23 protein-coding genes are annotated in these 22,310 nt (G+C 38.6%); 10 read left to right on the top strand and 13 right to left on the bottom strand.

Annotated elements, in window-relative coordinates; genetic code table 11:
• Positions 1-501 carry an acyl-CoA carboxylase biotin carboxyl carrier protein subunit gene (locus ABIB30_RS23945; protein ID WP_354305574.1) on the top strand — a complete coding sequence of 167 codons (501 nt, stop codon included), beginning with the start codon at positions 1-3 and terminating at the stop codon, positions 499-501.
• Between the two features lie 87 nt (positions 502-588).
• On the opposite strand, the gene ABIB30_RS23940 is transcribed toward ABIB30_RS23945, so the two are convergent.
• On the bottom strand, positions 589-2,193 hold the full coding sequence (locus ABIB30_RS23940) for an SUMF1/EgtB/PvdO family nonheme iron enzyme (protein ID WP_183868334.1): 1,605 nt from the start codon (positions 2,191-2,193) through the stop codon (positions 589-591).
• Positions 2,194-2,411: 218 nt separating this feature from the next.
• On the opposite strand from ABIB30_RS23940, the gene porV reads away from it, so the two are divergent.
• Genes porV through ABIB30_RS23925 form a run of 3 tightly spaced genes read left to right on the top strand, consistent with a single transcriptional unit; the run spans position 2,412 to position 4,347 of the window.
• Positions 2,412-3,596, top strand: coding sequence for a type IX secretion system outer membrane channel protein PorV (gene porV / locus ABIB30_RS23935; RefSeq protein WP_354305573.1), 1,185 nt, complete (start codon positions 2,412-2,414; stop codon positions 3,594-3,596).
• Positions 3,597-3,608: 12 nt separating this feature from the next.
• Positions 3,609-4,085 (top strand): 2-C-methyl-D-erythritol 2,4-cyclodiphosphate synthase, encoded by a 477-nt coding sequence (gene ispF, locus ABIB30_RS23930; protein ID WP_068405202.1) that lies wholly within the window; start codon positions 3,609-3,611, stop codon positions 4,083-4,085.
• A 46-nt stretch (positions 4,086-4,131) separates the two neighbouring features.
• Positions 4,132-4,347: a hypothetical protein gene (locus ABIB30_RS23925; RefSeq protein ID WP_354305572.1), complete on the top strand. Its 216-nt coding sequence runs from the start codon at positions 4,132-4,134 to the stop codon at positions 4,345-4,347.
• Between the two features lie 71 nt (positions 4,348-4,418).
• Here ABIB30_RS23925 and ABIB30_RS23920 read toward each other — a convergent pair whose 3' ends face one another.
• The 9 genes from ABIB30_RS23920 to ABIB30_RS23880 all read right to left on the bottom strand — a co-directional run bounded on the left by ABIB30_RS23920 (position 4,419) and on the right by ABIB30_RS23880 (position 11,904).
• On the bottom strand, positions 4,419-5,291 hold the full coding sequence (locus tag ABIB30_RS23920) for a pirin family protein (RefSeq protein WP_354305571.1): 873 nt from the start codon (positions 5,289-5,291) through the stop codon (positions 4,419-4,421).
• 51 nt (positions 5,292-5,342) lie between these two features.
• Positions 5,343-5,873 carry a YceI family protein gene (locus ABIB30_RS23915; RefSeq protein ID WP_354305570.1) on the bottom strand — a complete coding sequence of 177 codons (531 nt, stop codon included), beginning with the start codon at positions 5,871-5,873 and terminating at the stop codon, positions 5,343-5,345.
• 86 nt (positions 5,874-5,959) lie between these two features.
• A complete protein-coding gene (locus ABIB30_RS23910) occupies positions 5,960-6,547 on the bottom strand; it encodes a Crp/Fnr family transcriptional regulator (RefSeq protein WP_068405211.1) in 588 nt (195 codons plus the stop codon).
• Between the two features lie 17 nt (positions 6,548-6,564).
• The gene (locus tag ABIB30_RS23905; protein WP_183868329.1) at positions 6,565-6,723 is read right to left on the bottom strand and encodes a FeoB-associated Cys-rich membrane protein; all 159 of its coding nucleotides are present in this window, start codon (positions 6,721-6,723) and stop codon (positions 6,565-6,567) included.
• A 50-nt stretch (positions 6,724-6,773) separates the two neighbouring features.
• A complete protein-coding gene (locus ABIB30_RS23900; protein ID WP_354305569.1) occupies positions 6,774-7,967 on the bottom strand; it encodes a hypothetical protein in 1,194 nt (397 codons plus the stop codon).
• A gap of 1 nt (position 7,968) precedes the next feature.
• On the bottom strand, positions 7,969-8,799 hold the full coding sequence (locus ABIB30_RS23895) for a type 1 glutamine amidotransferase (RefSeq protein WP_354305568.1): 831 nt from the start codon (positions 8,797-8,799) through the stop codon (positions 7,969-7,971).
• Positions 8,796-9,902, bottom strand: coding sequence for a carboxylate-amine ligase (locus ABIB30_RS23890; protein ID WP_354305567.1), 1,107 nt, complete (start codon positions 9,900-9,902; stop codon positions 8,796-8,798). The genes ABIB30_RS23895 and ABIB30_RS23890 overlap by 4 nt, the downstream gene beginning before the upstream one ends.
• A 21-nt stretch (positions 9,903-9,923) precedes the next feature.
• A complete protein-coding gene (locus ABIB30_RS23885; protein ID WP_354305566.1) occupies positions 9,924-11,138 on the bottom strand; it encodes a hypothetical protein in 1,215 nt (404 codons plus the stop codon).
• Between the two features lie 61 nt (positions 11,139-11,199).
• Positions 11,200-11,904: an esterase family protein gene (locus ABIB30_RS23880; RefSeq protein WP_354305565.1), complete on the bottom strand. Its 705-nt coding sequence runs from the start codon at positions 11,902-11,904 to the stop codon at positions 11,200-11,202.
• Positions 11,905-12,131: 227 nt separating this feature from the next.
• On the opposite strand from ABIB30_RS23880, the gene ABIB30_RS23875 reads away from it, so the two are divergent.
• Positions 12,132-12,953: an alpha/beta hydrolase gene (locus ABIB30_RS23875; RefSeq protein ID WP_354305564.1), complete on the top strand. Its 822-nt coding sequence runs from the start codon at positions 12,132-12,134 to the stop codon at positions 12,951-12,953.
• A 17-nt stretch (positions 12,954-12,970) separates the two neighbouring features.
• Here ABIB30_RS23875 and ABIB30_RS23870 read toward each other — a convergent pair whose 3' ends face one another.
• Positions 12,971-13,630 (bottom strand): NAD(P)H-binding protein, encoded by a 660-nt coding sequence (locus tag ABIB30_RS23870; RefSeq protein WP_354305563.1) that lies wholly within the window; start codon positions 13,628-13,630, stop codon positions 12,971-12,973.
• A gap of 310 nt (positions 13,631-13,940) precedes the next feature.
• Between ABIB30_RS23870 and typA the strand changes: the two genes are divergently transcribed.
• From typA to ABIB30_RS23845, 5 genes are all read left to right on the top strand, one after another.
• Positions 13,941-15,743, top strand: a complete 1,803-nt coding sequence (gene typA, locus ABIB30_RS23865) for a translational GTPase TypA (RefSeq protein WP_354305562.1) — start codon at positions 13,941-13,943, stop codon at positions 15,741-15,743.
• Positions 15,744-15,915: 172 nt separating this feature from the next.
• Positions 15,916-16,632, top strand: a complete 717-nt coding sequence (locus tag ABIB30_RS23860) for a 3-ketoacyl-ACP reductase (RefSeq protein ID WP_354305561.1) — start codon at positions 15,916-15,918, stop codon at positions 16,630-16,632.
• 1 nt (position 16,633) lies between these two features.
• Entirely contained in the window at positions 16,634-17,821 is a 1,188-nt protein-coding gene (locus tag ABIB30_RS23855) for a serine hydrolase domain-containing protein (RefSeq protein ID WP_354305560.1), read from the top strand.
• 217 nt (positions 17,822-18,038) lie between these two features.
• Positions 18,039-18,614 (top strand): acyltransferase family protein, encoded by a 576-nt coding sequence (locus ABIB30_RS23850; protein WP_354305559.1) that lies wholly within the window; start codon positions 18,039-18,041, stop codon positions 18,612-18,614.
• A gap of 710 nt (positions 18,615-19,324) precedes the next feature.
• Positions 19,325-20,059, top strand: a complete 735-nt coding sequence (locus tag ABIB30_RS23845; protein ID WP_354305558.1) for an SGNH/GDSL hydrolase family protein — start codon at positions 19,325-19,327, stop codon at positions 20,057-20,059.
• A gap of 11 nt (positions 20,060-20,070) precedes the next feature.
• Here the strand turns inward: ABIB30_RS23845 and ABIB30_RS23840 are convergent, their stop codons facing one another.
• Positions 20,071-20,823 carry a glycosyltransferase family 2 protein gene (locus ABIB30_RS23840; protein WP_354305557.1) on the bottom strand — a complete coding sequence of 251 codons (753 nt, stop codon included), beginning with the start codon at positions 20,821-20,823 and terminating at the stop codon, positions 20,071-20,073.
• A gap of 18 nt (positions 20,824-20,841) precedes the next feature.
• A complete protein-coding gene (locus ABIB30_RS23835) occupies positions 20,842-22,113 on the bottom strand; it encodes a glycosyltransferase (protein ID WP_354305556.1) in 1,272 nt (423 codons plus the stop codon).
• Between the last annotated feature and the right edge of the window lie 197 nt (positions 22,114-22,310).

Raw genomic sequence — 22,310 nt, 5'->3', positions numbered from 1 at the left:
ATGTATAAGATAAAAGTAAATGATACTTATGATTTTGATTTATTGGCTGTAAATGATGCTTTACAACTGAATGGTGAAACGATTCCGGTAGATGTAAGGGAGCTTCAGGATGGTCATCTGCATTTCATCTATAAAAACAAGTCGTATAATGCTGAAGTGGTCTCTGAGAATCACGAAGATAAAACCTCAGTTATTAAAATAAATGGGAAACTTTATGAAGTAGCGATCGAAGATCAGTTTGATGGTTTACTGAAAGCAATGGGAATGGGTGCTGGTAGTGGGAAAACAGCAAGAGAGGTTAAAGCGCCTATGCCAGGTTTAGTATTGAATGTCAGCGTTTTTGAAGGGCAGGAGGTTCACAAAGGTGATAACCTGCTGGTACTGGAGGCGATGAAAATGGAAAATATGCTGAAATCGGTCACTGAAGGAGTGATCAAAAAGATAAATGTCAGCACAGGTGATAAAGTCGAGAAGAACCAGGTTTTAATAGAATTTGTATAATTATTTGAGATAATATAATTGTCTAAAATAAGCTCATAAAAAAATAGGAACTAAAAAGTTCCTATTTTTTTATGAGCTTATTTTAGTTTATTTCTTTTTCGCATTGAAAGGCTTTTGCTGTTTAGGCTTAAACTGAGGTTTTCCGACAGAGCGGATCTCAGAAGCACCCAGCATGGTCATCGCACAACGAAAACCAATATCAGCAGTAGACTCATCTTGTGGTAAGAAGCGTCTGGTCGCAGGATTTAACCATAAAGCCTGATCATCCCACGAGCCACCTTTGTAAACTCTTGATTTATTGTTGACCAGTGTAATTTCACCGTATAGTTTGTTTTCCTCATCGCGGAAACCTCTTTGGTCAGCATAAGAATTCTTTACCGTATCTGCTTTAGCAGTAGCAGCTTGTTTCTCTGCCCAGGTTTGTTTTTTACCAGAAACAGCAGCAGTCATAATAGGTCTGTTGTAAGCGTCTTTCTCTAGCCTGCCTGTTAATGGATCAGCAACCTTTTTGTCCTGGTAGTAATTTCCCCTGTATGGGTTTAAAGCATCTGCATCCGCAAAAGTATTAGAGCGGTAAACGTCGGCTACCCACTCATTCACGTTTCCGGCCATATTGTATAAACCGAAATCATTAGGTACATAAGAGCGAACAGGAACAGTAATACTTCCTTTATCATTCAGCGTACCGCCAACACCCATGTAGTCACCTTTAGTTCTTTTAAAGTTGGCCAGAATCAAACCGCGGGTCTTGTTCTTCGCAGAACTGATACCCAAACCATCCCATGGATAGATCTTGTTGCTGGAGATATTCTCATAGTTCGTATTTCCGATTAAACCTAAAGCTGCATATTCCCATTCAGCTTCTGTTGGCAAGCGGTAAGGTTGTTTGATAATACCATCTTCTAGTCTTACATTCCTGGTTGCACCGCCTTTTTGACCTTTAGCGTTTGCATTGGCTGCAGTAGCCGCAGGACTAAAATCTTTCATGGCTTTAGTTCCTTTATCGTCATACTGTCCATTTAAATAAATGTCTGTATTGAAAGGGCCGGTTGGTTTAGCCGCAGTAGCTGCTGCATTTGTTTTTTTACCATTTTTACCAGTACCGTTCAGGTCCTTGTAGCTGGTCATATAATTTTGCTCCCTTAAAAGAGATTCATTGACGATATCTGTTCTCCATTCACAATATCTTTGTGCCTGTTCCCAGCTTACGCCTACCACAGGATAGTCCTGATAAGCAGGGTGTCTTAAATAATTGTCAACGTAAGGTTCATTGTAAGAAAGAGGCCTGCGCCAAACCAGCGTATCAGGTAACTCGTTGTAATAATATTCGTAGTTAGTTGGGTCAACTTTTCTGATCCAGTTGAGGTATTCTAACCAGTTTGTATTGGAAACCTCAGTCTCATCCATGTAGAAGGAAGATACTGTTGTTTCTCTTTTGTGGTTATAATCTTTGAGCTCTTGCCCCGGAACATTGGTCGCGCTTCCGCTCATCACAAATACACCACCTTCAATCTCAACCAAACCCGGACCAGGTCCGCGTTTGAATTTGTTATTTACCTGAAACCCTCCGTTTTCTGGTCTATTGTATGCTAATCCTGTCTTTTCGGAGGTTGCACTTTTTTTCGATGTGCACGAAATTATTGAGGAAACAGACAATAAAAAAGCAAATGAATATAGGTATGTTTTTTCCATAATTGCGTATTGAGCTATTCTAACTGTTAAAATTACACAAAAAAAGATCGATGAAACAAAATAATTGAATAATATCATCATAGATTAACATCTTGCAATATATATCCGCACAAATGTTAAGTCTTAATTTAAATAAATTGCTTATTTAAATTATATTTGAAAAAGAGAGTCAACACTGACCCATACCTATCTATGAACCTGAAAAAGAAAATCAATTAATGAGGATAATAAAACTGAAGTGCTCTTCAAGATTTCTATTGATTTGCTTCTTTTTTGCTGTAGAAACTTTCTCTCTGCAGGCCCAGACACCAGAAACACAAAGCAATGGCAGCAGGTTTAACAGCTTGAAAACGGCAGTCCCGTTTTTACTGATCACCCCCGATGCGAGAGTTGGAGGGATGGGAGAAGCTGGTGTGGCGATCTCACCAGACGCGAATTCTGGTAGTATTAACCCTTCCAAACTTGCTTTTCTGGAAGAGAAATATGGGTTTTCAGCTTCTTACAGTCCATGGTTGAGAAGTATTGTTTCTGATATTAATTTAGGCTACCTGAGTGGCTTTTATAAACTGGATGAAAGAACAACTTTAGCTGCTTCAATGCGTTATTTTTCTCTGGGTAAAATACAACTGACTGATGCAAATCAGCAAGAACTGGGTACTTCCAGTCCAAGTGAATTAGCTATTGATGCAACTTTTGCCCGTCGTTTTGGGGATTCATTCTCTTTAGGAACCTCTGTCAGATATATTTATTCAAACCTGGCAGCAGGAAACTTTGGTGTCGGACAGCAATCAAAAGCGGGTAAATCTCTTGCGGTGGATGTTTCTGCTTATTTCAAAAAGCCAACCTATATGCTTGGACATGATGCAATTATATCCGCTGGTGCGAATATTTCAAACATCGGTACAAAAATGAGTTATGTAGATGGCGGTCAGAGTGCTTTTCTGCCGACAAACCTGAAAATCGGTGGAGCTGCAACGCTGATCCTGGATGATTATAATGAAATAACGCTTGCACTTGATTTCAATAAACTTTTAGTACCTACCCAGCCGATTTATAATCAGGATGGAAGTATACAATCGGGCAGAGATCCTGACCGTTCAGTTCCTTCTGGTATCTTTGGCTCGTTCAACGATGCGCCGGGAGGCTTCAATGAAGAAGTAAAGGAGATCAATATCGCTTCAGGGCTGGAATATTGGTACAATAAGAAATTTGCACTCAGAACTGGTTATTTCTATGAAAGTCCGCAAAAAGGGGACAGGAGATATTTTACCTTAGGTACAGGCTTTAAATATGAAAATTTTAATTTCGATGTATCTTACCTGGCTGCAAGTGCCAGAAAAAGCCCGTTAGCGAATACTTTAAGGTTTACCTTATTGTTTAATTTGGGGAATACCAGTAAATAAATATAAATAAAAATGAAGATTAAAGTAGGATTTGGATTTGACGTACACCAGTTAAAAGGTGGTCATCCATTTGTGGTTGGAGGAGTGAATCTTGAACACCATCAGGGAGCATTTGGACATTCAGATGCCGATGTTTTATTGCATGCAATTTGTGATGCTTTATTAGGGGCTGCGAATCTTCGCGATATCGGCTTCCATTTTAAAAATACAGATCCAAGGTGGAAAGGGATCAGTAGTGTGATTCTTTTACAGGAAACTGTAAAACTGCTGACTGAAAAAGGATGGAGCATTGGAAATATTGATGCGATGTTATGCCTGGAGGCACCGAAAATCAATCCGCATATTCCACAGATGCAACAGAATATTGCTGATGCTATCGGTATGTCAACAGAAGATATTTCCATTAAAGCCACTACGAATGAAACAATGGGTTTTATTGGCCGGGAAGAGGGGGTTGTTGCTTATGCGGTTTGCCTGATTGAAAAATAAAAAACAATTGGTGCTGCAAGGGCGTTGTTTAGAAAAAACCCTTATTATGAAAAACTCATTCCAATGTTTACTCATAGCGGGAATAACAGCCGTTTCTATTTCATCCTGTACCATGGGTGATAAAGGAAGCGAGAAAGTTCCTGATTCAGTAAAAATAGATACTAATATTAAGGCTTCTTCACAGCCAGCGCAGCAAAAGAGTTCTGATACTACGCTAATTGACAGCTTGCAGACAGATCATTCAAAGCCTGCTAAAAAATAAATGAGAAAGCCTCTGAATCTTAAGATTCAGAGGCTTTCTCATTTATATGCAGGTTTGGTTTCCTTAGAATATTAATCTTCGAGGTAACCAAATTTACCTTCATTGTAATCGCTTATGGCTAATTTTATTTCTGCCTGATTGTTCATTAAGAATGGCCCGTATTGTGCTATTGGTTCATCGATAGGTTCACCACTTAAAACCAAAATAATACTATTTTCTGAAGCCTTAGCATGAATTTCCTCCCCATCATTCTTAAAATATACGAATTCATTTCCAGCTGCTTTTTCTCCATTGATGACGAGATTTCCCTCTATAATCAATAGACCAGTGTTAAAATCGGCTGGAAAATTAAAGACCGCTTCTCCGCCAGCATTTAAATGTACATTGTATACATTCATCTTGCTGAAAGTAGTTGCAGCCCCTATGACATCCATATACTGGCCTGCGATAACCTCTATTTTTCCTGTATTTTCGGGTAAAACGTATCTTCCGATAGTATCATTTTGAATCTCCTGATACTTAGGCTTACTCATTTTGTCCTTAGCAGGGAGGTTTACCCACAGCTGAACCATCTGGAAAAGCCCGCCTTTCCTGCTGAATTCCTTTTCATGATATTCTTTATGAAGGATACCGCTTGCAGCTGTCATCCACTGTACATCACCAGGGTAAATAATCCCACTGTTTCCGGCGCTGTCATGATGCGCAATAGCCCCATGGTAAGCGATCGTTACTGTTTCAAAACCACGGTGCGGATGCACGCCAACGCCGCGTAATTGATTCGTTGGCGAAAGCTCCATTTTATCATTAAAATCGAGCATATAGAAAGGGCTCATTTTAATTTTATAGCCTCCCGGGAAAAAGTTACTCACTTTAAACCCATCACCGACCATGTGTGGTGCTGGTGCAGCTAAAACAGCCGAAACAGATTTTATAGTGGTTTCCATAAGAAATCGTTTTTGTAAGAAGTAATCAACCAGGTTTAAAGAGTTAACTGACTAGGCTTGTTTTGCGAATTGCAGTTCACCTAAGATTTTAACTTCTTCACCTAACATGACACCACCGGTTTCTAATGCAGCATTGTAAGTCAGACCGAAATCAGTTCTGTTTATTTTTCCGTTGATGGTAAAACCAGCTTTAGTATTACCCCATGGGTCTTGTGCAGTTCCGCCAAATTCAACAGCTAAAGTAACCGGTTTAGTTACATCTTTGATAGTCAGGTCACCTTTCAATTGATAATCGTCACCATCTTTAGTGAATGAAGTCGAAACAAAAGAAACAGAAGGGAAGTCTGCAGCATTAAAGAAATCACCACTTTTCAAGTGACCGTCTCTGTCTTTGTTACCTGTATCGATAGAGTCAACACCTGCTTTGAAAGAAACAGCTGAATGTTCGAAATTGTCATTGTCGGTATCTAATTCTGCAGAAAACTCATTGAAACTACCAGTTACGGTAGAGATCATCAAATGTTTTACTTTAAATTGAAGTTCACTGTGTGTTGGATCTAATACCCATTTAGTAGTTGCCATAATCTTTAGTTTTAATATTGGTTTTTATTATAACACAAATCTAAAGCTAATGTTAGGCGTGGGTGTTGATGTATGATAAGAAATAGTTAAACTTTGAAATGTTTGTGTGCGAGGTCTTTACGTACTCTGCTTAAAGACTCTGGTGTAATACCGAGGTAAGAGGCAATCATCCATTGCGGTACACGGAGCGTCAGGTTAGGATATAATTTGATAAAATCAAGATATCTTTCTTCAGCAGTTGCGCTTAATAACATATTGATCCTTTTCTGCATAAAGCGGATCGAATTGTTCAGCATAGTATAATTGAGATCAGCAAAACAAGGGATGTTTTTTGCTGCATCATCAAAATAATTTTTAGGGATCTGTAATACTGTAGTGCGTTCTACAGCATCAATATAGAAATCAGAAGGTTCATTGAAAAGGCTGTTCCTTTCAGACATCCACCAGTTTTCAGGAGCAAACTGAATAATATTGACCTTTGCTTTGCTGTCAATAGAATAGCAGCGTAATAACCCTTCGGTCACAAAATAGCCCTTAGAGTTGATTTCACCCGGGGCAACAAGCACCTGGTTTTTTTCAATGACTTTAACCTTAATATCTCTTGAAATCAGTTCGAACTGCTCGTCAGTTACTGTAATCCTTTTTTGCAGGTAATCTTTAAGCTGTTGGAACATACTGATATAGATGAAAACTATTTATTCTTAGTTTCAATATTAGAAAAATCTACACCACATTTGCAATTAGATCCGCAACCTCCACTTTTTGGGGATACGGCGCGATAAATGATGCGGCCTATATAAAATAGTGCTGCAACAAATAAAAGTCCTACTAAAATAGCTTGAATATCCATAATACAATTATAATCAATTGATTTATTCAGGGAGTCTGCTAAATGTAAATTTACTGAGCCATTAGTCCTACAGTGCCACCTACCCAGTCAAAATCAGCATTATAACGTACCCCAATCATTTTCCCTCTACTTAAACGGGCCAGGTTAATACACAATTGTGGCTCTTCTCCATCCGGCCAGATATAGAGTAATCTAAGCTCTGCTTTAACCAGGCCATCTGGTGATTGAACGACAGGTTCGTAATTCACTTTTCTTTGTAAAATCCAGTTCTCGGGATCAGCTATTGCATCAATATCGGCCATAGTGACGTCTATAATCACCCCCATTCCTGCAAATGAAAACAAAGGTTTGAGTACGTAATTCTCCAAATCTGAAGGAATCAATTCAATAGTATTTAAAAACCGGGTTTCAGGTACAAATTCATTCTTTAAAAAGGGCATAGTGAATTTGCTGATCCGGTAAAACCAGTTAGGGTGTGTGATCCATTCGATATCCAGCTCTTCTCTCGGGTCAAAACTGAGCTTAAATAATTCCTGTTGTGTACTTACTTCGTCAAAAATCAGGCGGTTATAAATCCTTCTTAACCTGATTTTCTTGCCTTGTTCTTTATAAAATAGCTGATCGCCTTCCTTAAAAATATCTGTTAAACTTAGAATTCGTATCCCTAAATGTTTGGCGGTGACAAAAAAATCAATAGCAGTTTTCTGATTCGGTGCGTCGATATCCATTAAAGCAACTTCTTCTGGAGCAAAAGGCCCTAGTATCACTTTTTTCAATAACGCGATATAGCTTTGCTGATCTATCCCATGGAAAAAAGGGCTGAAATCTGCGAGGTCATCCAGCTCAAAAGCATCTTTATAAGCATCAGCCAAATGTGCCTGAAAACCAAATAAAGAGGGGAATCCTTGCATTTCTATAAGTCTGGGTACTAAACGACCCTTTTCATCTTTACAAATGCCAAAATCGAATGCTAAAAAATGAGGATGATCATTTTCATTGGGAACTATCCACTCTTTAGGAATTGCGCTGTCAGTAAGGGCTTTGAAATCAGGTTGTTTGATTAATTTGATGATTTCTTCGCCCGCTTCGATCAGCTGATTTTTTAAATCCTCGGGAATGAATACAGGTGTTTCGGCAAATCTGATTGTTAGGGGTGGATAATCTTCACCAAGCACACGTAAAAACTGAACATACTTGTCTGTGGTAAAGTTCCGGTTAAAATATTCCCTGTAAGTACGGACCATATCAGGCTTCTTTAAAAGATTGAATAGCTTCGGTTAAAAAATTGGGTAATATAGTTTTCTGTGTCAGCAGGATTCTATCCGGATTATCCAGACTTTCCAGCATATCAAGATATTTTTCTTCACCATGTGCAGCAATAATAGTGTTTTTCTTCTCTTCTTCCAGTAAATATAACCTCATCCCTTCCGGATCTGCTTCGGGATGAAACTGGGTACCCACAAATTCCTTAGAGAAACGAATAGACATAATACAGCGTTCCAGATTAACATGAGGCCGTTCTTTTTCCAATGCTAAAACCTCCGCTCCGGTTTCGCTGAAAGTCTCGTCCTCTGCATCCACGACCTGCCAGTCTCTACTATCAATTGCATAAAATGGATTGGTAAGGCCGGTATAGATAATATCATTCTCTCCGTGTGCTGTTAAGGTAACCGGAAAAATCCCGAAAGCGTTAGATTTCCGCTCAGTAACCATCCCTAAGCCATATTTTCGGCAGGCCATCTGGAAAGAGTGACAAATTAGGAAGGCATATTTTTTGTCTTCGTGTGATTGATTATGGGCCTCTAAATCATCCAGGAGATTAAAAAAGGAGTTTTCCCATTCCTGACCTTCACCCTCATAAGGACTGCCCGGACCACCACTTGAAATATAAATATCAAACTCCGTTCCTGGAATTTCATCTTTCACTCTCAAATCGAATACTTGAATGGACAACTCCAGTTCATGCTCCTCTTTGTAAGTGGATACAATATTCAGAATACCTCTTAATCCCTGGTTAGGGAACCCGTTATTCATGTCTATGACCGCAACTTTAATTTCTTTTAGCTGTTCTGTCATCCGTGTGCTCCGATTAAAGTTTGTGAAGTAATGTAATCTACAACCGATTCAAAGCTGCCTGTTTGTGAATAAATTGCGAGTTGCCTGTCGGCTCCTGTGCCATTTTCAAGAATCTTGTGGATATAATTAAGGTCTGCTCTGCATCCAAGTTCATCCACAACGTCGTCCACAAAATCTAATAGTTCCAGTACAAGATTGCGGCAATTGATCTCCATTTCTTTACCGAAGTCAATTAAGTTCCCATCAATTCCATAACGGGCTGCCCTCCATTTATTCTCATTGATCAGCGCCCTTGAATAATTGATAAAACTCATGTTTTGAAGACGAAGCTTATACAATTTAGCACAAAGTGCCTGAAACAATGCTACAAATGCCATAGTTTCATCAATCAACATCGGACAGTCGCAAATCCTGAATTCAATAGTTTCAAAAAATGGATGTACCCGAATATCCCACCATATCTTTTTGGCATTATCAATACTGTTCGTTTTGATCAGCAGCTTGACATAGTTATCATAATCTTCAATACTATTGAATACATCTGGGATGCCAGTTCTTGGAAACTTATCAAATATTTTTGTTCTGTAGGATTTATACCCGGTGTTTCTGCCTTCCCAAAAAGGCGAATTTGTAGATAAAGCAAATACATGGGGCAGGAAATAACGAACCTGGTTAGCAATGTGAATGGCTAGTTCCCGTGACTGGAAGCCTACATGAACATGTAAACCGAAAATCAGGTTAGAGCGTGCAGCCTCCTGAAGTTCATTGACAATTTCGCTATATCTTGGGTGTTCAGTGATCAATTGCTTTTCCCAATGTGAAAATGGGTGAGTTCCTGAAGCACCAATACGCAGGCCCTGTTCGCCCGCAAGTACCGATACTGTATGGCGCAGTTGTGATATTTCCAGACGTGCTTGTTCGGTATTTTTGCAAATACCAGTTCCAACTTCCACAACTGCCTGGTGCATCTCTGCCTTTACCTGGTCCTTATGGATTTTTTGCGCAGCCTCCACTATTTTCTGATCATGAGAGGTTAGCTCACGCGTAACCGGATCAATGACCATATATTCTTCTTCTACACCGAGCGTAAATTCATTCATCATCTTGGAACCTCCTTATTGAATCTATTTTTTCTTTGCTGCCGCTGTTTTAGCAGTTACCGTCGTTGTAACTTTTTTAGTAAGTCCAGTGCTTTTTACTGTTGCTTTAGGCTTTGCCGGACTTTCTGGTTTAGGCTTTACTAAAGCTTCAGATTTACTTGTTGCTGAGCTTTCTGTCTTAGGCTTCGCTGAACTCTCTGTTTTAGTTTTTGCTGAACTTTTCACTTTAAGCTTTGCTGAATCTCCCACTTCGACCGGAACTGCTCTTGCCTGCTTACCAGAACCAGTTAATGGTTTTCCAGCGATAGCCGACTTCAAATATTCGCCCCAAGTTAAGTTATCCTGTCCATCAATCTGCGCTTTTGCTCTTTCTATTGCATATTTTGCCGAATGTTCTACCACCCAGTCGAAATTTTCCTGACCCACACTTTTAACATCTGCATCAGGTGCAGGGTTGCAGAAATCAATAGCATAAGGGATGCCATCGCGCACTGCAAATTCTACCGTATTAAAATCGTAGCCTAAATACTGATTCAGTTTAATCACATAATCATGAATCGTCTTAATCAGCTTTTCGTTAGCAGCCTTTTCCTCTACAGCATACCTCAAATGCGCAGGATTACGCGGTTCATACTGCATGATACGAACATATTTTCCTCCAATACAATAACATCTGAAATATTCCTCAAATTCGATTTCTTCCTGCAGCATCATCACATGCTGATGCGTCTGACTATGTTTGTCGAAAAATTCCTCTTTATTATTTAGTTTATAAACTTCTTTCCAGCCGCCCCCGTCAAAAGGTTTCATATAAGCCGGGAAACCCGTGTATTCAAAGATGTTATCCCAGTCAAAAGGAAAAGCCAGGTTGCTGAAAGAATTTTCATTTGTATCATCCGGTCTGGCGTGCGAAGGGATCAGGGCAGTTTTAGGAACGGGGATTCCTAATTTGACAGCCAGCGCATTGTTGAAAAACTTTTCATCAGCACTCCACCAAAAAGGATTATTAATTACTGCTGTTCCTGTGATTGCTGCATTTTTTAAGGACGCTCTGTAAAATGGAACATCCTGAGAAATACGGTCAATGATTACTGCATAATCCAATGGTTCAGCCTGGAATATTTTATCGATATTGACAAATTCCGCCTGGAAATCTTTGCTTCCTAATTCATTTACACGTTTCACGAAGGCTTCAGGAAATGATCGTTCCTGTCCGAATAAGATGCCTATTTTCTTCATAGATTTTAAACTTAGGTAGTCGCTTTTTATAATATTGTTTATGTTCTTTTTTATGATGTTGTTATATCCTTGCTAAATAATCCGGGAACATTTGTCGCCATATTGGCCAGTCATGATCCGCATCAGGTCTGATATCCAGCCAATGGTTTATGTTTTTCTGATGAAGAATTCCTGATAAACGTTCATTAAAGGGTTTACAAATATCCCGGTCTGCTGTGCCCAATATAATATTGATATTCCAGAGATCAGGATCCTGATCGCGGGGAAGAAAGTCAACAGGGTTATTATAGTAAATATCAATGTTATAATAACCATCAGTCTGTGGAGTAATATCAAATGTTCCGCTCATGCTGAACATATGACTCACTAAAGCAGGGTGTTTGAAAGCAAAATTTGCTGCATGATAGCCGCCAAAACTACATCCCGCTGCCACTACTTTCTGATAACCGGTTTCGTGGGCTGCCATTGGAAAAAGTTCTTCAACCAGCATTTTATCATACCAGGAGTGGTTGTGTGCGCGGCCTGCCGGAGAGATATCTTTATTATACCAGCTCAGTGCATCGACACTGTCAGGACAATATATTTTAATTTTTCCTTCCTCAATTAGCTGTTGTACTGAAGCAATCAGACCGAAATCTTTTGTTTCATAATAACGGCCTTTACTTGTGGGGAAAAGCAGTACCGGCTGCCCGCTATGGCCATAAGTCAGGAGTTCTATATCGCCACTTAAATTGGGGCTGTACCATTTCTTATATTCTTCTTTCACGGCTTTCCCTATTAGTATACTGAAGATATGTAAAACTCATTCAAACCCAAAAGGTTTAATAAATTTATTCTTATCTCTTATCAATTTATTAAACCTGTATAAGTTTTGGTGTGAAAAGCATCAACTGAATGGTGTTAGCTTGGTTTTTGTATCAAAAAAATAGATAAATTATTTCTGGAGATTGTTAAATTTGCAGGGAATTTGTGAGAAAGGGAATTCGTTGAATTATGTATACTACTAAATCAGTTCTTGGGTTAACCCCAGTTATCCGTCAATTAGAGTCCATTCATTTACAGCGCATAGTGGAAATAGAATTATTCTATCCTTCCGGGCTGCTGGGAAATGAAAAGTTGAATTTGTTGTTGTTAAACGATGGACAGGATGCTGCAGGACTAAACCTGCAGGAGACCCTGAGCAGTTTGTACGAAGATCAGAAAATTGAACCCGTTGTTGTTGCTGCAATCAGAGCTTCTGAAGAGCGGCTTCAGGAATATGGTGTAGCTGGAGTTGTTGATTTTGCTTCAAGGGGCAGCAAGGCTAATTCGTATTCCAACTTCATCACCCTTGAATTAATGCCTTACCTTGAAAAAGAAACTGGAATGCCTTTTTTGGGTAAACGTGCATTTGCCGGATGCTCATTAGGTGGCTTAACCGCTTTTGATATCGTCTGGAAAAACGATGCTTTCTTTGACCTGGCCGGGGTTTTCTCTGGTTCTTTCTGGTGGAGAAAAAAAGATCTGAAAGACGGGTACACGGATGACGACCGCATTATGCACCAGGTAATCAGGGAGACTGAGGGAAAGCCTCCGGTGAAGTTCTGGTTAATGACCGGAACAGAAGATGAAACAGCTGACCGTAACCGTAATTTTATCATTGACTCTATTGATGATACAATTGATATTATCAAAGAATTAACCAAAAAAGGATATAAAAGACAAGAAGATATTTTCTACTATGAAATGGTGGGAGGGAAGCATAATGTAGCGACCTGGTCTAAAGCACTCCCTTCTTTTTTATGCTGGGCATTTCCAAGAAAAACGTTTTTATAGCCTATTACACAAGTATTTTACAATACATCACTCAAAGCCTGAATTTGATCAGATGGATGTGTGAATATCCCTTTCTGCTCATTTAGTGATTGTGCGGCCATCACTTTTGCTACAGCACTCACTTTAATACTTCTGTACTTTTTCCATTTACCAACCAAAAGTGGATTGATTAAATGCATCAATCTGTTCATTATACTCTCCCCGAAACGTTTTTGTGTTCTTTCTCCATCCAATAAAGAAGGGCGGTAGATATGGATACTTTTGAACGGAACTACCTTAAGGTCACGTTCCACTTCTCCTTTTGTTCTGTTGTAAAAGAAGGAAGAGTTTTCGTTGGCGCCCATTGCTGAAACTAAGTGATAACTTGCTGCGCCATTTGTATAAGCTATCCTGGCGATGTCCAGGGGATACTGATAGTCTATCTGACGGTATTGCTGCTGATCCGGCGTCTGGCTTTTTGTAGTACCAAGGCAGCAGAAAACTGCGTTTCCTTTAATTTCTGCCGCATAGTCATTCAAACGATTAAAATCTATTACTAACTGATTTAATTTAAGATGTTGTATCGTTAATCTCTTGCGGACCAATACCAGTACCTCAGTGTAATGGACATCATCTAATAAGTCTTGTAGTAAACTCCGGCCAATAGATCCGCTTGCACCAACCAGTATTGCTTTCATATTTTCTGTCATAAACGTTTTCTTTCAGCTTATTGATGTTATCATCGCAACCTATCATCTCAGAATAGTTGTAATTCATTTCAGAATAGTTGTAATCTTTAAAGATCACTTTTTCTGTTAAAAAACAGGCGTTATCAATTTTTTTCTTCGTTGATCAGACGGTTTTGTTACACAATCATCTTGGAATAAGATGAAAAGGAATTTAATGTCCGGATTGCTTTTTATGCGAAATATATTGACATAGTCCTAGTTAATAGGCTGATATATCAATTATTTACGTTATCTTTGCGCCAAAATTTAGGCGCATTTTATGCAAAAAATAAGAAACATAGCTATTATAGCACACGTTGACCACGGTAAAACTACATTGGTTGATAAGATTTTACACACTTGTTCTATTTTTCGTGACAACGAGCAAACAGGTGACTTAATACTTGACAATAACGACCTGGAGAGAGAACGTGGTATTACCATCGTTTCCAAAAACGTTTCAGTAATGTATAAAGATATTAAAATTAATATCATTGATACACCTGGTCACGCCGATTTCGGTGGTGAAGTTGAACGTGTATTAAAAATGGCTGATGGTGTATTGTTGTTATGCGATGCGTTTGAAGGTGCAATGCCTCAAACTCGTTTCGTAACTCAAAAAGCTTTGGCTTTAGGTTTGAAGCCTATTGTTGTTGTAAATAAAGTAGATAAAGAAAACTGTCGTCCTGAAGAGGTTTATGAGCAGATTTTTGAATTGTTCTTTAACCTTGAAGCTACAGAAGACCAGTTGGATTTCCCTGTAATCTACGGTTCATCTAAACAAGGATGGATGAGTACAGATTATACTAAACCAACTACAGATATTTTCCCTTTATTAGATGCAGTTGTTGCTAACATTCCAGCTCCGCAATTAATTGAAGGAACTTTACAAATGCAGATCACTTCGTTAGATTATTCATCTTTCGTAGGTCGTATCGCAGTTGGACGTGTTCACCGCGGATCAATTAAAGAAAACCAGCCGGTTACTTTAATCAAACGTGATGGTAAAATGGTAAAATCAAGAGTAAAAGAATTATACACTTTCGAAGGATTAGGTAAAGTTCGTACTACTGAAGTATTTTCAGGTGATATCTGCGCAGTTGTAGGTATTGATGGATTTGATATCGGTGATACTATTGCTGATTTTGAAGCTCCTGAGCAATTACCAGTTATCAAAATTGATGAGCCGACTATGAACATGTTGTTCACAATCAACAACTCACCATTTTTCGGTAAAGAAGGTAAATTTGTTACTTCTCAACGTATCAAAGAACGTTTGTACAAAGAGATGGAGAAAAATCTTGCTTTGAAAGTTGTGGAAACTGAATCACCTGATGCTTATTTAGTATATGGTAGAGGTATTCTGCATTTATCAGTATTAATCGAGACTATGCGTCGCGAAGGATATGAAATTCAGGTAGGACAACCACAGGTAATTATCAAAGAAATTGATGGTAAGAAATGTGAGCCGGTTGAAACACTGATCGTTGACGTACCGGGTGAAGTCGCTGGTAAAGTAATTGAACTGGTTACACAACGTAAAGGTGAACTGTTGATCATGGAGCCAAAAGGTGATTTACAACATTTAGAGTTTGAAATCCCTGCACGTGGTATCATTGGTTTAAGAAATAACGTATTAACTGCTACAGGTGGTGAAGCGATTATGGCTCACCGTTTCAAAGCTTACGAGCCTTGGAAAGGTACTATTCCTGGAAGATTGAATGGTGTATTGGTTTCTATGGAAAAAGGAAGCACAACAGCTTATTCAATTGATAAATTACAGGATCGTGGTCGTTTCTTCGTTGACCCGGGTGTTGATGTTTATGAAGGTCAGATTATGGGTGAGCACATCCGTGATAATGATTTAGTAGTAAACATTGTTAAAGGAAAAGCTTTAACTAATATGCGTGCATCAGGTACAGATGATAGTAACCGTATTGCTCCGGCAATTAAGTTCTCTCTGGAAGAAGCTATGGAATACATCCAGGCTGATGAGTACATTGAAATCACTCCATTAAGCATGCGTTTACGTAAAATCTACTTAACTGAAGGTGAACGTAAAATAAAAGGTAAAAATTTCTAATACCTTATAACTAAGTATGAATCCCGTAAGCTTTTGCTTGCGGGATTTTTTGTTTTAAGACGGTTTTCGGGTTGCTCGTTGTATAGGTAAAAACTATAGTTATTCAATTGTGAAATAGGCAAGAGGTAATTTTTACAAAGTTTCTTAGTTTTGTAGCTCAACAATTGATATCATGGAATCATTACAAGGAAAAAATGCACTGATTACAGGTGCTGGTAAAGGAATTGGTCGTGCTTTGGCGATTGCCCTTGCGCAAGAGGGGGTGAATGTGGGACTAGTGGCCAGGACAGAAGCTGACTTGAAAAATGTGGCAGAAGAACTAAAAGCTTTTAATATTCATATCGCTATTGCTACTGCAGATGTTGCTTCAATAGACTCGGTAAATGCTGCTGTGGCGAAAGTTAAAACTGAGTTGGGCGTTATAGATATTCTGATCAATAATGCAGGGATCAGCTCCTTTGGTTCCTTCATGGAATTAGAACCAGCAAGGTGGGAAGAGATTGTAAAAGTTAATTTATTCGGTGCTTATTATGTAACCCGTGCCGTACTTCCGGAAATGATAGATCGCAAAACAGGGGATATCGTAAATATTTCTTCTACAGCAGGCCAGCGCGGAGCGGCTGTCACCAGTGCTTATAGTGCTTCTAAATTTGCATTAATTGGTCTTTCTGAATCCTTAATGCAAGAAGTCCGCAAACATAATATCCGTGTAACGACTTTAACACCAAGTACAGTTGCAACAGACATGGCTAAAGACTTGAAACTTACTGACGGAAACCCTGATAAAGTGATGCAACCAGAAGACCTTGCAGAATTAGTGGTAAGCCAATTGAAATTAAACCGCAGGGTTTTTGTAAAAGAAGCAGGACTCTGGTCTACAAATCCATAAGATGAAACGGATCCTTTACTGGTTTGCGGCTGTAACTTTAGTCATTGTGCTTCTTTTTGCAGTGCTGTTTACCTGGCGCCCGGAACTGGTGCGGGTTTTACGGTACCAGTCTCCTGATGCCAATACCTATAAGATATTTCCGCAGGCCATTATCCAGCCTTCAGCTACCGCTTTTCATTTTGTAAAAGCAACAGTTAACCGGGATGATCTGGATACTGTTCATGTACTGAACTGGAAGAATGAATACGTTCCATTTACTACCTACCTGAAAGATGGAAAAGCTTTAGCTTTTATGGTCATCAGGAATGATACGATTATCTATCAGAAATTTGCGCCTGGGTATAGCGATACCACGCTAACCACACTTTTCTCAGTCGCTAAAACTATGGTTTCGATCATGACAGGTAAAGCCCTGGCTGAAGGAAAAATTAAAAGCCTGGATGATCACCTTAAACAGTACATTCCTGAACTCAAAAATAACCCGGCATTTAATCAGATTACGTTGAGAAATTTACTGGAGATGAAATCAGGTCTGGAGTTCAAGGACGTTTATGGAGGAATTATAGCCGCTTTCTTGTCAGACGAAGCGAAATACTATTATACAGAAGATATCAAAAAAGAATTGCTTCAGGTAAAGTTGGCGAACAAACCCGGTACCGTCTGGAAGTATAAAAGTATAGATGCTTTCCTATTGACCTGGGCGCTGGAAAATGCAACCGGCCAAAAAGCTGCAACTTACTTTCAGGATAAAGTATGGAAACAAATTGGTACTGCCTATCCGGCAAGTTTCGGGCTGGACCATCAAAATGGATTTCCAAACACGGCAAGCAGGTTTCAGTCGACCGCAATAGACTTAGCTAAACTCGGCCGCCTTTATCTGAACAGGGGCCTGTATAACGGCCACCAGGTAATCCCTGAAGCTTGGGTGTGCAAATCTGTTGATTTGGGAAATGAAGCCCCTGTGAGCGCTAAAGGCTGGCAGAAATCGGCACATCACTATTTATGGTGGATCCCACAACAAGGGAAGACCGGGGATTATGCTGCAGAGGGAATGAGAGGTCAGATATTATACATTGATCCCCTGACAAATACCATCATTGTTCAGTTTTCAGAAAAAGGAGCAGGAGGTTACCCTTTTAGAAAAATCAGTAAATATTTGTCGGGCTTATCATTTTCCTATCCTAAATAGAAAATATGGCCGAAAGCCTGAATTTTTACTTTATTTTTACATTTAAAGAATAATTTTATAATCATTCTTTAAATGCTTTGGTATTGATGGTTTTTTAAATGATATAAGTAATTAACATCAACTAATTTTTGTTTAATTATAAGATTGTAAAAGAAAAAATACAAGTCTATGTTTTGTATTTGGATATGCATTAGTTAGGTTTACCCCCTGTTAAAAAATGTGGGAGTATAATTTGAGTATTGATAAGATTAATTTAATAGGAGAAAATCTAACTTTAGATAAAGAAGTAGTGCATAATAATCCTGACGAAGCTATAGTGACGAAAAGCAATTACAGCTTCATTAATTTCGTGAGATTTATTTCAATGATAGGAGTGGTCTGGGCGCATATCAGGTTTATGCCAGACAATTTAAATACAGAACAGTTTCTGGCCCGTCTGCCAAACTTCATGAAAATGGAATACATATTTTTTATGCAGTTTTTTAAATTTGGAGTAATCTGCTTCTTTCTGATATCAGGATACTTATTAGGCGACAAAATACAGTCCAGCGAACCATACCAGTACTTTAAACGCCGGTTCAATGTTACTGCCAAACCTTACATAGTGGTTGTGCTGATCATCCTTGTAGCAGAAAGTATTAGTTTCTTTCTGGTACATGGTAACCGTTCTGGTACAGAATTCTATGCGCTTATGAAATACTTAGTTCTTGACGGAGCTTTGTGGTACCTGCCGAATTACCTGATTTCTCTCACCGTTTTACTTTGCTGTACTAAATACATTCATAAAATATAGTTTGGGGGAATTCTTTTCTTAGCCACGCTGATATATACCGCCTTAACCGTATATAATCCAGCATATGAGGTTTCACATACTTCAGCGATATTTGGTTTTGTATTTTATTTATGGCTTGGTGTTTATGTAAGACAGCATAACCTGATCAATCAGATTTACAAAATTAAAATCAACTGGTTAATACTAATTACACTCTCTCTGTTTGTGCTATCAAGTATAGAGTCTTACGAGCTTTTAGAAAAGAATAATACGCAGTATTTTAATGTATTGAGAGTTATGAATCAACTTTATTCGATTTCCATGTTCTGCCTTCTTGTCAAGATCTCGCAACGGGGAATTACTTTTAATTTCTTTAATCCAAGAGCGGAAACATTTGGCATCTATCTATACCATTCCATCTTTATAATTTTTTTCCTGCCCAGGATGCATAGCTTGCTGATGAAATATTTACAGGTTGATATTTATAACATGTCAAACTATCTCTTGCTATTCTTGCTTTACTTTCTGGTTTGCTATCTTTTCACAGTCTTTTTAGTTAGATTTTTGATTAAGTATAAGTTAGGATATCTTAGTTTAAATCAACATTCCTGAACTAATAACCAGTTGCATTTTCGGATAAAACACATTAAGGCTCAACCGCTATTTTTTTCTTAATATTTTTGATTTATATCAAAAATATTACATATGTTCGGAAAATATATATGGCTCAAATGAATGCTAAATCGTCTCTCGTTATTCTCTCTGCTTTACTAATATTCGTTTTTTCATCTTGCAAAAAAAACAGTCCTCAAGATTCAGGGATTAAGCCTGCTGATCCTACTAAACAATTTAAAGTTATTGTACTTGGTTCTTCTACTGCTGCTGGTTATAAGTTGGCTAATCCGGATCTTAGCTTTCCAAACTTGTTAAATAATAAGCTCATTAAAGATAAAAAAAATGCAGAGGTTATAAATCTGGCCGCTCCTGGCTATACAACCTACCAGATTATGCCTGTCAGAGCTATCAATCTTAATGGACGTCCATTACCTGACATGCTAAAGAATATTGAAGCTGGTCTGAAATATAATCCTAAACTATTGATTATATGCATGCCAACCAATGATATCGCTTTGGGTTTTTCTGAAGATGAAATCCTGACAAATTATAAAGTACTAGTAGAAATGCTGGACAAGGCCAATGTTGAATATCTGATTACAGGAACACAGCCTCGTAATTTTATTGAAGATAGTTACAGGCGCAGATTAACTATTCTGAACAATGAACTTCTGGAAGCTTATCCCGGACATGTGGTCGATTATTTGGAAGAGCTGGCCACTAATAAAAACTATATCAAAGACAAATATTCAAATGGAGATGGAATCCATATAAATGAAGATGGGCATAAAGTTATTTTTCAAAAAATAATTAATACTCCATTGTTCAAAGATGTTTTTGAGTATGAATAACAGCCTGAAGATTAATCGTTAGTTTTCTTATGCTTGACATAATATTGTGTCAGATTAATTGCAATCCAAAAATGGTTAACCAAGTTTGGAATCAATCCGTAATACTTATGAAAGATACGGAAACGCTCCTTTAAGCTCGCAAAATGTTTTTGTTTGGAAATCCCGCCGACCAGATATTTGGCTACATAAAGCTGTGTATTTACAATACTTGATGCTTTTTTTGCAGCTTTAATAATCCAGTCAATATCTGAGCTGTACTTATACTTCAAATCATAGGGCTCTGCTAAACTGCGCTTCACATAAATGGCCTGATGACTAATACTCATTCCATGTTTAAAACTGCGCCAGCTAAAACATTCCGGAGCGCGGTGTCTTCTTTGTCCTAAGCTCTGCCAGTTATCATTGAACATCTCAGTTTCCCCATAATAGATATCAGCTCCCGGTGCGGTCTCAAAAATATCCGTTACTGTTTCAGGCGCATAAATCTCATCTCCCGAGTTCATAAACAAAATATAATCGCCAGTAGCTAATTTCAATCCTTTATTCATTGCATCATAAATCCCCTTATCTTTTTCGGAAATAAACTGAGCCAGCCTGGATTTATACTTATAGATGATATCTTTTGTTCCATCTGTTGAAGCGCCGTCAATCAGGATATATTCAATATTCGGGTAGGTCTGGTTCAACACCGAAAGCATGGAGCGTTCGATATCCCTTACATTATTATATACGATGGTAATGACACTTAGCTTTGGCTGCAACATGAAATAAAATATAATTGATTAATGTGGATGTAAATTGATCAGGGATTGATATAAAGCAATGTGTTTATCAGCAATGACTGCTTCAGAAAAATGTGTGAGTATAGTTAAACGGGCTTCCTTCTGAATCTCTGCTGCATTTTCTTCATGATACAGCCATTCCATACCTGTAGCCAGATCCTCAGCAGATTCGTAATCGGCCAGGTAACCATTCACCAGATGCTCGACCATATCTGGAATCCCGCCAGTTTTAAAGGCTACTACTGGAGTTGCACAGGCCAGACTCTCCATAACCGTATTCGGAAGATTATCTTCAAGAGAAGCCGTGATAAATACGTCAGCCGCCGAATAACACTTCGCCAAATGGGCATCATTATCTATTTTTCCGAGATAAGTCGTTTTAAAAGGAAAAACAGGCACGTCATTCTGGTCCTTATTGCCAAAGATCAGTAATTCTATATTTTCTTTGACGATACCAGGTCTGGTGGACAGATCGTTCATAGCCTCAATCAAATAAGCCGTCCCTTTGTGCTTATCATTATTAGAAGGCATAAAGCCACTCATTAAAACGAATTTATCGGGTGCAATATGCAGAGACCTCTTCGCTTCAGCTTTCACATAAGGCTTAAAAACATTAGTCTCAATAGTATTCGGAATAACAGTAGTTTCTCTTGCACCCATCAAACTGCTGAACTTTACCGAGCTGGCCATCCAGCGGCTTGGTGCAACAATATGAAAGCCCAGATTTGCATATCCTTTTCTCTTGCTTACCCAATTCCAATGAGAAATATCATTAGGTCCACTAATCTTTAATAGCGGGCAAGACCCGCACTGCTTATGAAAATTCTCACAAGCATACCTCACATGACAGCCCCCCGTGAAAGCATTGCTATCATGAAAAGTCCAGACGATAGGCTTGTCCAGCTCCTCCAGCTCAGCCAGCTTCTTCGGAGTTAAAAAACCATGATTAATCCAATGGATATGAATCAGATCTGCATCTTTCAATGCGTCATTATCTATCACAGAACGGCCAAACCACTGCAAAGAAAAAGGAGTTTTCAGCGCCTTCGTTAAAAATTTGGCCAGATACCTTTCGGCGAGAATATTGAAAATAGCCCGTCCTTTTTGAAAGAGACTTTTGCTAAATGAATCAGCTTTATTGCTCTTCTTAAACTGGTAATAAACCATCACGCGGGATTCAACGCCACTAGCCTGCAGCGCATCACTTAGACGGAGGCAAGCTCTTCCAGCCCCACCGTTTCCTTCGTATGTATTTAAATGGATTATCTTCAACAGCTCAAAATTACATATAATTGTTATCCTTTATTCGATGCCCTAAACAAATTTATTACCTAAATTTTAGCAGCCTCCTGATTTTTTAACTGTTTTCAGTTGAATATAATTAATTTTACGTCTCCCAAATAAATAAAGAAACATTTTTTTCTTCCATAACGTCAGATGTACAAACTCTAGTACCCCATTTGACGTTA

Origin of the sequence: Pedobacter sp. UYP1, assembly GCF_040547305.1 — a bacterium.
Lineage (GTDB): Bacteria > Bacteroidota > Bacteroidia > Sphingobacteriales > Sphingobacteriaceae > Pedobacter.
Note: the sequence above shows the minus strand (reverse complement) of the source record. Positions and strands in the feature narration are given on the sequence as shown.